General features: G+C 62.7%; 12 protein-coding genes. 9 read left to right on the top strand and 3 right to left on the bottom strand.

Annotated elements, in window-relative coordinates:
- Positions 1 to 112: 112 nt before the first annotated feature.
- The 5 genes from J5251_RS15165 to J5251_RS15145 all read left to right on the top strand — a co-directional run bounded on the left by J5251_RS15165 (position 113) and on the right by J5251_RS15145 (position 5612).
- The gene (locus tag J5251_RS15165; RefSeq protein WP_139003488.1) at positions 113 to 1150 is read left to right on the top strand and encodes a PhoH family protein; all 1038 of its coding nucleotides are present in this window, start codon (positions 113 to 115) and stop codon (positions 1148 to 1150) included.
- A gap of 3 nt (positions 1151 to 1153) precedes the next feature.
- Positions 1154 to 1627, top strand: a complete 474-nt coding sequence (gene ybeY, locus J5251_RS15160; RefSeq protein ID WP_139003489.1) for an rRNA maturation RNase YbeY — start codon at positions 1154 to 1156, stop codon at positions 1625 to 1627.
- Positions 1628 to 1647: 20 nt separating this feature from the next.
- Complete coding sequence (locus J5251_RS15155; RefSeq protein ID WP_208576188.1) at positions 1648 to 2967, top strand: hemolysin family protein; 1320 nt, start codon at positions 1648 to 1650, stop codon at positions 2965 to 2967.
- Positions 2964 to 3932 carry a GTPase Era gene (gene era / locus J5251_RS15150; RefSeq protein WP_431188524.1) on the top strand — a complete coding sequence of 323 codons (969 nt, stop codon included), beginning with the start codon at positions 2964 to 2966 and terminating at the stop codon, positions 3930 to 3932. Before J5251_RS15155 ends, era begins: the two co-directional genes overlap by 4 nt.
- Before the next feature lie 213 nt (positions 3933 to 4145).
- Entirely contained in the window at positions 4146 to 5612 is a 1467-nt protein-coding gene (locus J5251_RS15145) for an LCP family protein (protein ID WP_244250683.1), read from the top strand.
- 93 nt (positions 5613 to 5705) lie between these two features.
- Here the strand turns inward: J5251_RS15145 and J5251_RS15140 are convergent, their stop codons facing one another.
- Positions 5706 to 7646: a M13 family metallopeptidase gene (locus J5251_RS15140; RefSeq protein WP_208576187.1), complete on the bottom strand. Its 1941-nt coding sequence runs from the start codon at positions 7644 to 7646 to the stop codon at positions 5706 to 5708.
- Between the two features lie 212 nt (positions 7647 to 7858).
- Between J5251_RS15140 and leuA the strand changes: the two genes are divergently transcribed.
- The 3 genes from leuA (at position 7859) to J5251_RS15125 (ending at position 11261) form a co-directional block, all read left to right on the top strand.
- A complete protein-coding gene (gene leuA, locus J5251_RS15135; protein ID WP_208574472.1) occupies positions 7859 to 9613 on the top strand; it encodes a 2-isopropylmalate synthase in 1755 nt (584 codons plus the stop codon).
- Positions 9614 to 9708: 95 nt separating this feature from the next.
- Positions 9709 to 10461: a DNA repair protein RecO gene (gene recO / locus J5251_RS15130; protein WP_139003492.1), complete on the top strand. Its 753-nt coding sequence runs from the start codon at positions 9709 to 9711 to the stop codon at positions 10459 to 10461.
- Positions 10458 to 11261, top strand: a complete 804-nt coding sequence (locus J5251_RS15125) for an isoprenyl transferase (protein WP_240792884.1) — start codon at positions 10458 to 10460, stop codon at positions 11259 to 11261. The genes recO and J5251_RS15125 overlap by 4 nt, the downstream gene beginning before the upstream one ends.
- Here the strand turns inward: J5251_RS15125 and J5251_RS15120 are convergent.
- Positions 11258 to 12325, bottom strand: a complete 1068-nt coding sequence (locus J5251_RS15120) for an alpha/beta hydrolase (protein ID WP_139003493.1) — start codon at positions 12323 to 12325, stop codon at positions 11258 to 11260. The genes J5251_RS15125 and J5251_RS15120 overlap by 4 nt on opposite strands.
- Positions 12326 to 12410: 85 nt before the next feature.
- Here J5251_RS15120 and J5251_RS15115 point away from each other — a divergent pair, with 85 nt between their 5' ends.
- Positions 12411 to 13490, top strand: coding sequence for a quinone-dependent dihydroorotate dehydrogenase (locus J5251_RS15115; RefSeq protein ID WP_139003494.1), 1080 nt, complete (start codon positions 12411 to 12413; stop codon positions 13488 to 13490).
- A gap of 68 nt (positions 13491 to 13558) precedes the next feature.
- On the opposite strand, the gene J5251_RS15110 is transcribed toward J5251_RS15115, so the two are convergent.
- Positions 13559 to 14152: a DUF3043 domain-containing protein gene (locus J5251_RS15110; RefSeq protein ID WP_074702331.1), complete on the bottom strand. Its 594-nt coding sequence runs from the start codon at positions 14150 to 14152 to the stop codon at positions 13559 to 13561.
- Positions 14153 to 14208 lie beyond the last annotated feature (56 nt).

Raw genomic sequence — 14208 nt, 5'->3', positions numbered from 1 at the left:
TGCATGGATTTCGGGAACGACATACGGCCGTTGCCGTAGCATTGAGATGTACAGCAATCCCACACAACAGTCGTACTAGCTAAGGGGAGATGGAAGGCCTGCCGGCCGCTTTATGTCGGAAACACGTCTGGATGTGGATCCGCTCGGATCCAGTAACCGTTCCATCCACTTTGAATCGTCGGAACATATGGTCAAGGCGCTCGGAGCCCAGGATGAGGTGCTCCGGCTCATAGAATCCGAGTTCAGCGACGTGAATCTGCATGTACGCGGCAACGAACTCTCCATCTCCGGCCCGCCTGCTGCCGTCGACCGCACAGAGCGCCTGCTGGAGGAAATCCGCACGCTGGCCGCCAATGACACGCGTGTGTCGCCGCAGGTAGTCGCACAGTTGCTGCGCATGCTCAGCGAGCAATCAGTTGCCAGGCCGGCCGAAGTGCTGACGCTGAACATTCTTTCTTCGCGCGGACGGACCATCCGTCCGAAGACGCTGAATCAGAAGAACTACGTGGACGCTATCGACAACAACACCGTTGTCTTCGGCATCGGTCCGGCGGGAACGGGCAAGACATATCTGGCCATGGCCAAGGCCGTCCAGGCCCTGCAGCACAAGGAAGTCAACCGGATCATCCTGACGCGTCCGGCCGTTGAAGCGGGGGAGCGGCTCGGTTTCCTGCCCGGCACGCTCAGTGACAAGATCGACCCCTACCTGCGTCCGCTCTATGACGCACTGCACGACATGATGGATCCGGATTCCATTCCACGGTTGATGGCAGCGGGCACCATTGAGGTCGCACCTTTGGCCTATATGCGCGGCCGGACCCTCAACGATGCGTTCATCATTCTGGATGAAGCGCAGAACACCACACCGGAACAGATGAAGATGTTCCTGACCCGGTTGGGCTTCGGCTCGAAAATGGTAGTGACGGGCGACGTCACGCAGATCGACCTTCCAGGCGGCACGAGCTCCGGACTCAAGATCGTCAGTGAAATCCTGCAGGGTGTCGATGACGTCAATTTCTCCATGCTGGAGGCGTCGGATGTGGTCCGGCACCGGCTGGTCAGTGACATCGTCACCGCCTACGGCCGTTGGGACGACGAACGCCGGAAGCCCTCGACAGCCCGGCGGCGGCGGACGGAACAGGAGAGCTAGGACGTGGCAATCGAAGTCAACAACGAGACAGAGTACGACGCCGACGAAGCCGACCTGGCCCGCCTCGGCCGCTTTGTGCTCGAAAGCCTCTATGTGCACCCGGAAGCCGAACTCTCCATCATCCTGGTCGACACCGACGCCATGGAACGGCTCCACATTGAGTGGATGGACGAGCCGGGGCCCACGGATGTGCTCTCCTTTCCCATGGACGAGCTACGGCCGGGCACAGCGGCGCAGCCCAGTCCCGCCGGCGTCCTTGGCGACATTGTCATCTGTCCGCAAGTCGCGGATGAGCAGGCCAAAAAGGCCGGCCACAGTATTGGCGACGAGATGCTGCTGCTGGCCACGCACGGCCTTCTGCACCTGCTCGGCTACGACCACGCCGAGCCGGAGGAGGAACAGGAAATGTTCTCCCTCCAACGCCAACTGCTCGCTGCGTTCCTGGGCAAGGAAGCGCCCACGGAGACCACGCGTTGATCATTGGGGCCCTGGCCGGCATGGCGCTGGCCTTCACGCTCTTCGCGGCCGTACTTACCGCCGCTGAGGCAGCGTTTACCTATCTACCGCGGCAGGAAGCCGAACAGCTTCTGGCCAGCGGGCGCGTACGTACGTTGGCTATGGTGCTCCAAGCACCGGTAGCCCACCTGCACGCCCTTCGGTTCTGGCGTGTCTGGTTTGAAATGGCGGGCGCCGTAGCGGTCGCCCTGGGTTTCCAGGACCTGCTGGACAACATCTGGCTGGCGGGACTGCTCGCCACAGTTACCATGGCGGCGGTTGGCTTCGTGCTGGTGGGTGTTTCGCCACGCCAGTTTGGCCGGATCCACGCTCCCGCCGTGGTTAAGGCGACGGCTCCCGCCATACGCTTCCTGTGCGGAATTCTCGGACCAGTACCCGGCTGGCTCGTGCGCCTGGGCAGCGCAATCGCACCGAATGCCCCGCGGGCAGATGCCGCGTTCTTCTCGGAGGAGGAGTTCCGCGACCTTGTGGATCGTGCCAGCGAGGCGGAAATGATCGAAGACGCGGAAGCGGAACTCATCCACTCGGTCTTCGAGCTCGGCGATACCAAGGTCCGTGCCGTGATGGTGCCGCGCACCGATATGCTGACTATCGATTCCGGCTCGACCCTGCAGCAGGCGATGTCCCTGTTCCTGCGTTCGGGTTATTCACGCATTCCGGTCATTGGCGAGAATGCGGATCAAGTGCGCGGTATCCTCTACTTGAAGGACGTAGCCGCCCGGCTACATTCGAGGCCCGGCTCGGCGACGTCGACCATGGTTGATGAGGCTTCCCGTGATGTACGGTATGTGCCGGAGTCCAAGGCTGTCAGCGACCTGCTCAAGGAGCTGCAGCGTGAGTCCACCCATGTGGCTATCGTCATCGACGAATACGGGGGCACTGCCGGTCTGGTCACCTTGGAAGACTTGATCGAGGAAATCGTTGGCGAAATTGTCGACGAGTATGATTCCGAGAGTCCCGAAATCGAGCCGCAGCCGGACGGGCGATACTTGATCAGCGCACGCACCAGTATTGACGACGTCGGCGAACTCTTCGATCTGGATCTGGACGATGAGGAAGTCGACACGGTCGGCGGTTTGCTCGCCAAAACCCTGGGTCGGGTCCCGATTGTCGGCAGCCAGGTGGAGATCGATGGTCTCCACTTGTATGCCGAAAGGCTTGAGGGCAGGCGGAACCGCGTCTCGCATGTGCTTGTATGGTTCCAGCCGCCCAAAGACCAAGAGAATTCAGTGGCTGCCGACAACGGTGCCGCTGCCGCCAGCCAGGCACCCGCAGGTGCGGAATCGGAGACAGAACGATGAGTCCAAACAAAGGCAAAGTAGTTGCCATGGCGACCGAAGGCTGGCCGGAGAATTACCGTGCCGGTTTTGTCTCGCTCGTGGGGCGGCCGAACGCCGGCAAGTCGACCCTGACCAATGCGTTGGTCGGGCAAAAGGTCGCCATCACCTCGGCCAAACCGCAGACAACCCGGCATACGATCCGCGGTATCGTACACCGCGAGGATGCGCAGCTGGTGCTGGTGGATACCCCGGGTCTGCACCGGCCGCGTACGCTCCTGGGACAGCGCCTGAATGATCTGGTCGCCGACACGCTCTCCGAGGTGGATGCGATCGGCTTCTGCCTCCCCGCAAATGAAAAGATCGGTCCCGGGGACCGTTTTATCGCCAACCAGCTGGCCGCGCTGGCGAACAAGCCGGTCATCGCGCTGGTCACCAAGACCGATTTGGTGGACCGGGCTGCGTTGGCGGAGCAACTGCTGGCCGTCACCGCGCTGGGGGCCGAGGTCTTTCCGGATGGTTTTGCCGATGTCGTTCCCGTCTCGGCAGCCGATGGCTTCCAGGTCGACACGGTTACCAATGTCTTGATATCGCGTATGCCGCTGTCTCCGCCGCTGTATCCCAGCGGCGAGTTGACTGATGAGCCGGAGGCCGTCATGGTTGCCGAGCTGATCCGCGAGGCTGCTTTGGAGGGCGTCCGGGACGAGTTGCCGCACTCTTTGGCCGTGGTGGTGGAAGAGATCGTTCCGCGTGAGGGGCGCAGTGAAGACAATCCGTTGCTGGACGTCCGGGTCAATCTCTTCGTCGAGCGTTCAAGCCAGAAAGCCATCATCATCGGCAAGGGCGGCGCGCGGCTTCGCGATGTCGGAACCAAGGCACGGCGTGGCATCGAGGCACTGCTGGGTACTCGGGTATACCTTGATCTTCATGTGAAAATTGCCAAGGACTGGCAACGGGACCCGAAGCAGCTGGTACGGCTCGGCTTCTAGCAGTCGATGGCAACTTTCCACCGCGCCTGCCCGTAAAATATGTAGCATTCTATTGACTTAACCGTAGTGAGGGGGATATCCGTGGGTCGTCGCGGCAGTTCCAGTGATGATCCACTGTTCCAAGAAAGCGGTGTACCGGCGCAGCCTGTGCGTGGGGGACAAGCCCCCCAGCCCCGGCGCGACACCGCCCGGCATCTGCGCTCCTCCAAGCGCATGGGTTGGCTGAGAATCGTTGCGGTAGTTCTGGCCTGCGCTTTGATCGCAGGCATCGGCGTCGTGGTTGTCAAAGTCATGGGCCTGCGCGCCAGCCTCACTGCTGAGCCGCTGAACCTGGGCACCGGTGCAACCGGCCTGCCGGTGGATCTGAGCACCGACCCGGTCCAGATCCTCATTCTCGGCACCGATTCCCGCGACAATACGGGCGGTGCATACGGCAAGGATCCGTCGTCGGACGGCAAAGGTAACTCCGATGTCATGATGCTGATGAACCTTTCCGCGGACCGGGAGCGGGTGACCGTGGTCAGCCTGCCGCGGGACTTGCTGACCGACATTCCCGCTTGCGAGGACCCCCAAACCGGCCAGGTATATCCCGCACAGGAGTTCGCCCAGCTGAACACGGCCTTGAGCTACGGCGGTCCCGGATGCACGGTCGCGGCCATCAATGAGATGACCGGGATGGAAGTGGATCATTTCATGATGGCGGACTTCAACGCCGTCAAGGAGCTATCCGAAGTCATCGGCGGCGTCGAAGTCTGCGTCAATGAGCCGATCAACGACACCTATTCCAACCTGGTGCTGCCCGCCGGCGTCAGTTCAGTGCAGGGCGAGCAGGCGCTGGCGTTCCTGCGGACGCGCCATGCGTTCGGAGACGGCGGAGACCGTGGCCGCATTCGCGCACAGCAGAGCTTTCTGGCCTCGATGGCCCGCAAAATCATGTCCGAGGGGACGCTCACGAACGTACCCCGGCTCTACAACATCGCCGACGCGGTGGCAAGAAACCTCACGGTCGACGAAGGCCTGACCGAAATCACCAAACTGCTGGCCTTGGCCGACCGCCTCAAGAATGTCGACCTGGGCAAAGTAGCTTTCGTCTCGCTGCCCACGTCGCTGTATGAGCCGAATCCGAACCGACTGGTCATGGACGAAGTAGAAGGGCAGCAGCTGTTCGAAATTCTGAGGAACGACGGCGACGTGACCGCTGGTTCCGAGCCCGAACCTTCCGCTTCGCCTACCGAGGCTCCGGAGGAGACCGACAAGCCGTCGGACACGGCCGAGCCTGAACCGGAAGAGACGCTTTCCTTCGACCCATCGGAGCAGCCGGTGCAGGTCCTCAACGGATCCGGCGCCGAAGGCCGCAGTGAGGAGGTCGCTGAACAACTGCAGTTGCTGGGATATCTGCTCAGCGCTCCGGCGGAAACCGTGGCCGGGGCCGAGAGCACCAGCCCTGCCACCCAAATCTTCTATTCGACCGGCTTCGAGGACGTTGCGCGTGCCCTGGCGGAGGAGCTGAACGTGCCCAAGGCCAACGTCCTGTCATCCGAGACCCGTTACGGCGTCACGGTTTCTGTCGGGAAGGACTTCACCACCGGTGAGAAGCTGGATCCGACCGGGGGAGTGAGCGGCAACTTCACCGGACAGACTGCCGACCAGGTTACCTGTCAAGGCTCCGGCGGTTTCTAGATGTAGGTGCGAGTCGCTACTGCACCTATGTACGTTAAATGCTGTGGGACCTGCCGGAAGGCAGGTCCCACAGCATTTAACGAGACAGAGCAGTCACCAGATCCGTACCCGCTCCGATGGGGCAAGCCATAGTCCGTCGCCTTCGCTGACTGCGAAGGCGCTGTGGAATTCGGCCATGTTGCGCACGATCTGGTTGCAGCGGAATTCGTTCGGTGAGTGCGGATCTATGGTCAACCGCCGTACCGATTCTTCGGTCCTGATCTTCTGGCGCCAGCACTCGGCCCACGAATAGAAGAACCTCTGGTCACCGGAGAGACCGTCAATCTCGGGCGCCTGCTCCCCGCTAAGGCTCAACTGGTACGCCTTGAATGCAATGATCAGACCACCGAGATCCCCGATGTTTTCGCCCAGTGTCAGTTCGCCGTTGACTGTACTGCCGGGGGCTTCTTCGGGGCTCAGGACCGAGAACTGGTCTACCAGACGGGAGGTGAGCTGTTCAAAAGCTTTCCGGTCACCGTCAGTCCACCAGTTGCGCAGCGCACCAGTACCGTCGTACTGCGAACCCATGTCGTCGAACCCGTGGCCGATTTCATGGCCGATGACGGCTCCGATCGCCCCGTAGTTTGCCGCCATATCTGCATCCGCATCGAAGAACGGCGGCTGGAGGATGGCTGCGGGGAACACGATCTCATTCATCGTCGGCATGTAGTAGGCATTGACCGTCTGAGGGGTCATGTGCCACTCTTCCGTGTCGATCGGGCCTTCCAATTTGGCCAGGTTGCGGCGGACTTCGAAGGCATTCGCCTCCAGCACGTTCTGCCACACGTCATTGCCCGCGGCGAAGCCGGAGTAGTCGATCCATTTGGTTGGGTAGCCGATTTTCGTCCGGAAGGCCGCGAGCTTCTCCAGCGCGCGCTCAATCGTCTCCGCACTGAGCCAGGACAGGGAGGTGATGCTCTGCCGGTACGCCTCGATCAAATTCGCGACCAGTTCCTCCATCCGCTGCTTGTGTGCCGGAGGGAAATGCCGGTCCACGTATTCGCGGCCGATGGCTTCTCCCAGAGCACCTTCCACGAACGCCACACCCCGCCTCCAGCGCTCTTTCAGCTCCGGAATACCGCTCAGCGTCTTGCCATAAAAACTGAAGTGGGTGTCAACCGCCTCAGCGTGCAGGTAGGGTGCCGCCGCCGTCAGCGCCTGTAGCCGGAACCAGGATTTCCAGACTTCCAAGGGCTCGTCTTCGAGCAGGCCGCCAAGCGTCTTCACGAAATCCGGTTGGCAGACCACGACTTCGCTCACGTTCTTGCCCTCCGCGCCCAGGCCGGCAAGCCACGGCCGGACCCAGGGCAGGGCTTCGGAGAGCTCGCCTACAGTGCGGAGGTTGTACGTCTTTTGCGGATCCCGGCAGGAGACCTTGTCCATGTGCCCGGCCGCCAGCTTGTGCTCAAGCGAGATGGCCGCGTCCGCTTCGCCGGCATCGAACCCGGCCAGTTGCAGCAATCGGACGGCATAGGCGTGGTAGGCGGTCCGGATGTCGGCAAAATCCTCGTCGCGGTAGTAGGCCTCGTCAGGCAAGCCCAGTCCTGACTGATAGAGGTAGACGAGATAGCGGGTGGGATCCCCGGCGTCGTTATTGACAAAGAACGCCAGCGGGAAGGCGGCTCCGTTGCGGGTGAATTCCGGCAGCAGGGCCAGCAGTGCGTCCCGGTCCGAAACGGCGTCGATAGCATCGAGTTGCGGCTGGACCGGCCCGAACTTCTTTGACTCAATGGTCTCCGTATCCATGAACCCGGAATAGAGCAGGCCGATTTTGCCTGCCGGCGACTGTGGGTCAGGGCTGGCTGCCGACTGTTCGACGATCTCGCGCACGGCGGCTTCCGAGGCGTCCCGCAGAGCCGTGAACGAACCCTCCAATGGCCGGTCCGCCCGGATGACTGTTTCCGAGAGCCATTTCCCGTTTACGTGCCGGAACAGGTCATCCTGCGGACGTACCGCGGGATCAACGTGGGTCAGGGCAATGCCGGAGTGGACCAAGGCAAACTTCCTTTCGTAACGGACCGCTGACACGGTTTCCCTTTCATCCTACGCACCGTGCTAATGTGAAATTGTGCGCGCAGATCTGCTTCTTCTTAGCTGCCGCGGCGAGGCCACGCGAACTTCTGTTTGACAGGCCGAACCCTCGCTGCGGAGTTCGTGTTGCCCGGCCAAAATCTCAAAAAGAACTCTGAAGAAAAGGCCAAACGAACATGCGAAACGCACAGAAGCCCTCCGGAATGCCCATCCATAAGTACGTTCCGTTCCAGGACCAGATCACCGTTGAACTGCCGGACCGCACTTGGCCGGACAAGCTGATCACCGCCGCCCCACGCTGGTGCGCAGTGGACCTGCGCGATGGCAATCAGGCCCTGATCGACCCGATGAGTCCCGAGCGCAAGCACAAGATGTTCGACCTGCTGGTGCGCATGGGCTACAAGGAGATCGAAGTAGGATTTCCCTCCGCCTCTCAACTGGACTTCGACTTTGTCCGCCAGCTGATCGAAGGCGACCGGATTCCGGACGACGTGACCATCCAGGTGCTGACCCAGTCCCGGGAGCACCTGATCGAGCGGACGTATGAGTCCCTGGAAGGCGCCGACCGCGCCATCGTCCACCTCTACAACTCCACTTCCGTCTTGCAGCGCCGCGTGGTCTTCAACCAGGACATGGACGGCATTGTCGATATTGCCCTGCAGGGCGCACGGCTGTGCCGGAAGTACGAAGAGGGCCTGAAGGGCACCGAGGTGACCTACGAGTACTCGCCGGAGTCCTACACGGGCACAGAGCTCGAGTTCGCCGCACGGATCTGCAACGCCGTCACCGATGTTTTCGAAATGTCGCCGGACCGCAATGTCATCCTGAACCTGCCGGCCACCGTCGAAATGGCCACTCCCAACGTTTACGCGGATTCCATCGAGTGGATGTCCCGGAACCTGAACAACCGCGAAAACGTCATTCTCTCGCTGCACCCGCACAATGACCGGGGGACCGGCGTGGCCGCCGCCGAACTGGGTTACCTGGCCGGTGCGGACCGCATCGAAGGCTGCCTGTTCGGCAATGGAGAGCGGACCGGCAACGTGGACCTGGTGACGCTGGGCCTGAACCTGTTCAGCCAGGGCATCGACCCGATGATCGACTTCTCCAATATCGACGAGATCCGCCGCACGGTGGAGTACTGTAACCAACTGCCGGTGCCCGAGCGGTCGCCTTACGGCGGCGACCTCGTCTTCACGGCCTTCTCCGGCTCCCACCAGGATGCCATCAAGAAGGGCTTCGAGGCCATGGAGAAGGATGCCGCAGCCGTCGACAAGACGGTTGACGAGATTCCCTGGGCTGTTCCCTACCTGCCGGTCGATCCGAAGGACCTGGGCCGCAGCTACGAGGCAGTCATCCGTGTCAACTCCCAGTCGGGTAAGGGCGGGGTGGCGTACCTGCTCAAGAATGAACACAGCCTGGACCTGCCGCGCCGTGCCCAGATCGAATTCTCCGGCGTCATCCAGCGCCGCACCGATACAGTTGGCGGCGAAGTTAGCGGTGCGCAGCTGTGGGAGATCTTCAATGACGAATACCTGCCGACGCCGGAGCGCGTCTGGGGCCGGTACTCGCTCGGTTCGGTCAAGACGGATACGGCCGAGGACGGATCGACGCACCTGACGGCGACGATGGCTATCGACGGCGTGCAGAATCGGCGTAGCGGGGAAGGGAATGGCCCGATCGCGGCGCTGCTGGACATTTTCGGCCAGGACGGCGTGGATGTGCGGGTTCTGGATTACACCGAGCATGCGCTCTCGGAAGGCGGCAACGCACGGGCTGCGGCCTATGTGGAATGCGCCGTGGGGGAACGCGTGCTGTGGGGCGTCGGCATCGATACGAATACCACGATGGCCTCGCTGAAAGCCGTGATCTCGGCAGTCAACCGCGCTGTGCGCGACGCAGCGGCTACTTCCCCCGCCGTCGCCAGCTGACACGCGCGCGCCGAGAATGATGCAACCGGTTCCCCGGGCCGACCCGGCTCCGCGCTGTTGTGCGGAGCCGGGTCGGCCGGTGGGACAATAGCTACGTGTCCAACAGATCCTTTGCCTCCCGCACCTATCGGGACGAAGGCGTCATCCTGCGAACGCACAAGCTCGGCGAGGCAGACCGCATCATTATCCTGCTGACCAAACGTCATGGCCAGGTCCGGGCGGTTGCCAAGGGGGTGCGCCGCACGAGCAGTAAATTCGGCGCGATGCTGGAGCCTTTCATGGTGGCCGACCTGCAGTTGGTGAAGGGGCGCAATCTCGACATCGTAACGCAGGCCCAAACGCTGGGACCATATGGTCGCGACATTGCCGCCGACTATCGCAAGTACACTTCGGCAGCCGTTATCTGCGAGACTGCCGAGAAACTGACCGATATCGACGGCGAGTCTACCTCTGCGCACTATGCGCTCGTCATCGGGGCGTTGTCGGCGCTAAGCCGCAACGTCCATGCACCCGAACTGATCCTGGATTCTTACTTGCTGCGGTCACTCGCCACGGCTGGCTGGGCTCCGAGTTTTACCGACTGTGCGCGTTGCGGAGAGCCGGGACCGCACAGTGCCTTTTCGGCCCCGCTGGGCGGTGCGGTGTGCCATGGCTGCCGGCCGCCGGGTTCAGCGTCGCCCGCCCCGGCTACGATGACGTTGCTGGCAGCTTTGCTGAGCGCTGACTGGCCCGCGGCAGACAGTTCCGCGACCGGTTCCCGGAATGAGGCGGCCGGGCTGGTCGCCGCTTATTTGCAGTGGCACTTGGAACGGTCCCTGAAATCCCTCAAACACGTGGAGAGAGTGTGAGTCCCAAAACCCCGCGCAAGCCCGATCCGCACCCCTCGGGCGCCACTCCGCCGGCGGTTCCGGCAACATTCGTACCCGAGCACGTGGCGATCGTGATGGATGGAAACGGCCGCTGGGCGAACCAGCGGGGACTGCCCCGTACCGAAGGCCACCGCGCGGGCGAAGCAGCACTGCTCGACGTCCTGGCGGGAGCCATCGAGATCGGCGTCAAGTACGTCAGCGTCTATGCTTTTTCGACGGAGAACTGGAAGCGCTCACCGGACGAAGTCCGTTTCCTGATGGGATTCAGTAAGGACGTGCTGCGCCGCCAGCGGGACCAGCTCGACGAGTGGGGCGTCCGCATCCGCTGGTCCGGCCGGCGACCCCGGCTCTGGCAGTCCGTTGTGAATGAACTCGAGGTGGCCGAACAGCAGACCCTCGGCAACAGCACCTGCACGTTGAACATGTGTGTCAACTATGGTGGCCGTGCCGAGATCGCCGACGCAGCCAAAGCCATTGCGGCTGACGTCGCTTCCGGCCGGCTGAAGGCGTCGTCGGTATCGGAGAAGACCATCGGGCGGTACTTGGACGAACCTGACCTGCCCGATGTGGATCTGTTCCTGCGCACCTCCGGTGAGCAGCGGTTCTCCAATTTCATGCTCTGGCAGTCTGCCTACGCCGAAATGGTGTTTATGGACACCCTGTGGCCGGACGTGGACCGGAGGACCCTCTGGGAAGCCATCGAGATTTATGCCCGCCGGGACCGCCGTTATGGTGGCGCAGTGGACGCGGCGAAGCCCGCGGGGCGGGCGGCACGCTAACTGCCCAGCACGTAGCCTTTAATCCACCGTTCGAGCCGGCGGTACGCGTCCGCCCGAACCTCGGATTTGGACAGAAAAACGTCGTGCAGGGCCGAATCGATGCGCTCGACGGTCACGCTCGAGCCGAGCTTGACGGCGCTGGCGGCCATCGTCTCGACATCAAGGACGGCATCTGCCGACTTCATTTCCTCATGCCACAAGGGGCCGTAGACGCTCCGGGCCGATGTCAGCACGAGGATGGGCACGCTAATGCTGAGGCCCTTGTCCACGGCGGCCTGTCCCTGCCAGATGGCGCTAAGCCAGCCGGCACGGACTGGAAAAGCGTACTGCGGGCGCATCTTCGGGTCCAGATCCCATTCGCCCTCCGCCTCGCTGCTGATGCTGCGCCAGTAGAAACCGCGGGCCGGAAGCCTGATTTCGGCTTCCGGCCTGATCCGTGAGATGGGATCGATGACGGTGGCAGCAGCCCGGCGTACCAGCGAGCTCCTGTGCATTTCCAGCCAGGGGCTGTTCAGCACCAGGGCATGCACGGCGCCCGGATTGCGGTCCGTCCACAACGCTGCGACCAGGCCGCCGGTGGAATGGCCCATCAGGATGGTCTTCACCTCGCCGGGCCGCAAGTCTAGCCGGGACGCGGTGTCCTCCCGCACCGCATCCATTGCGGCTGCTATCTCGTCGTCGTAGTCGGCCAAGTCGCTGGCATAGCCCGCCAGGTCGCCCGCACCGATGGTCCTGACGCCTGGCTCCGCATCTTCGGGGGCGGGAGCAACGTCGTCGTTCGCCTCCTGCCCGGCGGTGCGCAGGTTCCGCCCGTGGTTGTGGACGTCCAGCGCGTAGAAGGAGACGCCTTGCCGGTGCCAGAAAGCGGCGAGTTCGGCATTGAAGAAATAGTCGCTCCAACCGTGCAGATACAGCACAACCTGCGGACCCGGCTGTACGCCCGATGCCTCGGGCAGGTGCCGGACGAGCGTTGCGCGCCGGCTGCCACCGGCAGCAGCCGGCACCTCCAAAGTCGCCGATTCAAAACCCGCGCCGAGAATGTCCTCGGTCCAGACCGTTGGCATGCGGCTCCCTCCATTTCCTGAACTCATGCTAAGCCTTTCACCGGGCAGGTTTGGTTGCCGGGACAATTACCGTAAAACTAGGATCATGCGCCTGTACCCCCTGTTCTTTCGTGCCGCCTTTTCCTGGATGGATCCGGAGCGTGCCCACACCATCGGTTTCCGGCTGATCCGTCTGGCCCACAGTGCCGGTGCCGGCTCCCTGCTGCGGCGTCTGACGGCGCCCGATGCTTCGCTGCATACCCAGGCGTTGGGCTTGTCGTTCCCGTCGCCCTTCGGCCTGGCCGCGGGTTTTGATAAGGAAGGCCACGGCATCGAAGCGCTGTTCGACTTGGGTTTCGGCTGTGTTGAAGTCGGCACCATCACGGGCTCGGCCCAGCCGGGCAACCCTCGCCCGAGGCTTTTCCGGCTGGTTGAGGACCGGGCGGTGATCAACCGTATGGGCTTTAACAACGACGGCGCAGCGGCCGTCGGCCCACGCATTTCCGCGGCGCAGCGCTCTCTCCAGCGCCGCTTGGGCGCTACCCGTCCCGTCATCGGAGTCAATATCGGCAAAACCAAGACGGTAGAACTCGATGACGCAGTGGAGGATTATCTGAAGAGCACCCGTCTGCTCGCGCCCAACGCCGATTATCTGGTGGTAAACGTCAGTTCGCCCAACACCCCGGGCCTGCGGTTGCTGCAGAGCGTTGACACGTTGCGGCCCCTGCTGAAGGCAGTAGGGGAGACCGCCGATTCCGTGGCACGCAGGCATGTGCCGTTGCTGGTCAAGATCGCTCCCGATCTCAGCGACGAAGACATTGACGACGTGGCCCGTTTGGCGCTCGAGCTGAAACTGGACGGGATCATTGCGACCAACACCACGATTTCGCGCGATGGCTTGAAGTCCGACGCCGGCAAGGTCGCCTCGTGTGGCGCGGGCGGCCTTTCCGGCGCTCCACTCAAGCAGCGTTCCCTTGAGGTGCTGCGACGGCTGCGCACCGCCGTCGGGGATTCGCTGACGCTGGTCGCCGTCGGGGGAGTTGAAACGGCGGAAGATGTGCAGGAAAGGTTGGACGCCGGAGCCACCTTGGTCCAGGGCTACACTGCGTTTCTTTATGAAGGTCCGTTCTGGGCCGCTCGTATCAACCGCGAACTGGCACGCAGCCGTAAGGCGGCCGCCGTCTGATTCAGGAGCAGTTAAACCACCGGGGCCGGATCGTCATGATCCGGCCCCGGTGGTTTAACTGGCGTTGCTTAAGAGGGGTATTGGCCGCGCTTGACCTGCGGCTTGGGCAGACGCATCCGGCGCAACTGCAGTCCGCGCATCACGCCGTACCAAACGGCACCGCGTTCGGACTCCCCGAACTTTGCCACCAACCGCTTCTTGAGCTGGCGTCCCAGGATGAAGGCGTCAATCGCAACGCAAGCGAGCAGGATCCAGAAACCGACCAAAATGATGGCCTGGACGTTCAGGTCGCGGATGAAGCTAAGTACAACGAAAATCAGCGCGAACACGATCAGGAACTCGCCGAGGACCCAACGGGCGTCAACAAAGTCGCGGACGAAGCGCTTCTGGGGTCCCTTGTCGCGGAACGGCAGGTGGCGCTCGTCCCCGGTGTCCATGGCCTGGCGCATGCGGATCCGTTCTTCGCGCTGCGCATCCCGGCTGGCGGCCCGTGCCGCCTTACGGTCGTTCGGAACGAGCGGACGCTTGCGCGCGGCTTCCTGAGCCTTCCGTTTGGGCGTCGGCGCGCCTTTGCCCGTCATCTGGTCCCGTTCAGGGACGGCCTGGGCCTGCTGGTCTACGGTTTCCTGGGGCGAGGGAGCCTCTTTTTTTCGTCCAAACACCCCTACAGAATACCTTGCAGTCCTTGCCGCCCGTGCCGGGCCCGAGGGTAGGGTGG

This window comes from Arthrobacter crystallopoietes, assembly GCF_017603825.1.
Lineage (GTDB): Bacteria > Actinomycetota > Actinomycetes > Actinomycetales > Micrococcaceae > Crystallibacter > Crystallibacter crystallopoietes_B.
Note: the sequence above shows the minus strand (reverse complement) of the source record. Positions and strands in the feature narration are given on the sequence as shown.

What these genes read in the sequence shown, in the direction of transcription:
- J5251_RS15165 (WP_139003488.1), top strand. Translation starts at nt 113, where the DNA reads ATGTCGGAAACACGTCTGGATGTGGATCCGCTCGGATCCAGTAACCGT.
- J5251_RS15155 (WP_208576188.1), top strand. Translation starts at nt 1,648, where the DNA reads ATGGCGCTGGCCTTCACGCTCTTCGCGGCCGTACTTACCGCCGCTGAG.
- era (WP_431188524.1), top strand. Translation starts at nt 2,964, where the DNA reads ATGAGTCCAAACAAAGGCAAAGTAGTTGCCATGGCGACCGAAGGCTGG.
- J5251_RS15145 (WP_244250683.1), top strand. Translation starts at nt 4,146, where the DNA reads ATGGGTTGGCTGAGAATCGTTGCGGTAGTTCTGGCCTGCGCTTTGATC.
- leuA (WP_208574472.1), top strand. Translation starts at nt 7,859, where the DNA reads ATGCGAAACGCACAGAAGCCCTCCGGAATGCCCATCCATAAGTACGTT.
- J5251_RS15120 (WP_139003493.1), bottom strand. Translation starts at nt 12,325, where the DNA reads ATGCCAACGGTCTGGACCGAGGACATTCTCGGCGCGGGTTTTGAATCG.
- J5251_RS15115 (WP_139003494.1), top strand. Translation starts at nt 12,411, where the DNA reads ATGCGCCTGTACCCCCTGTTCTTTCGTGCCGCCTTTTCCTGGATGGAT.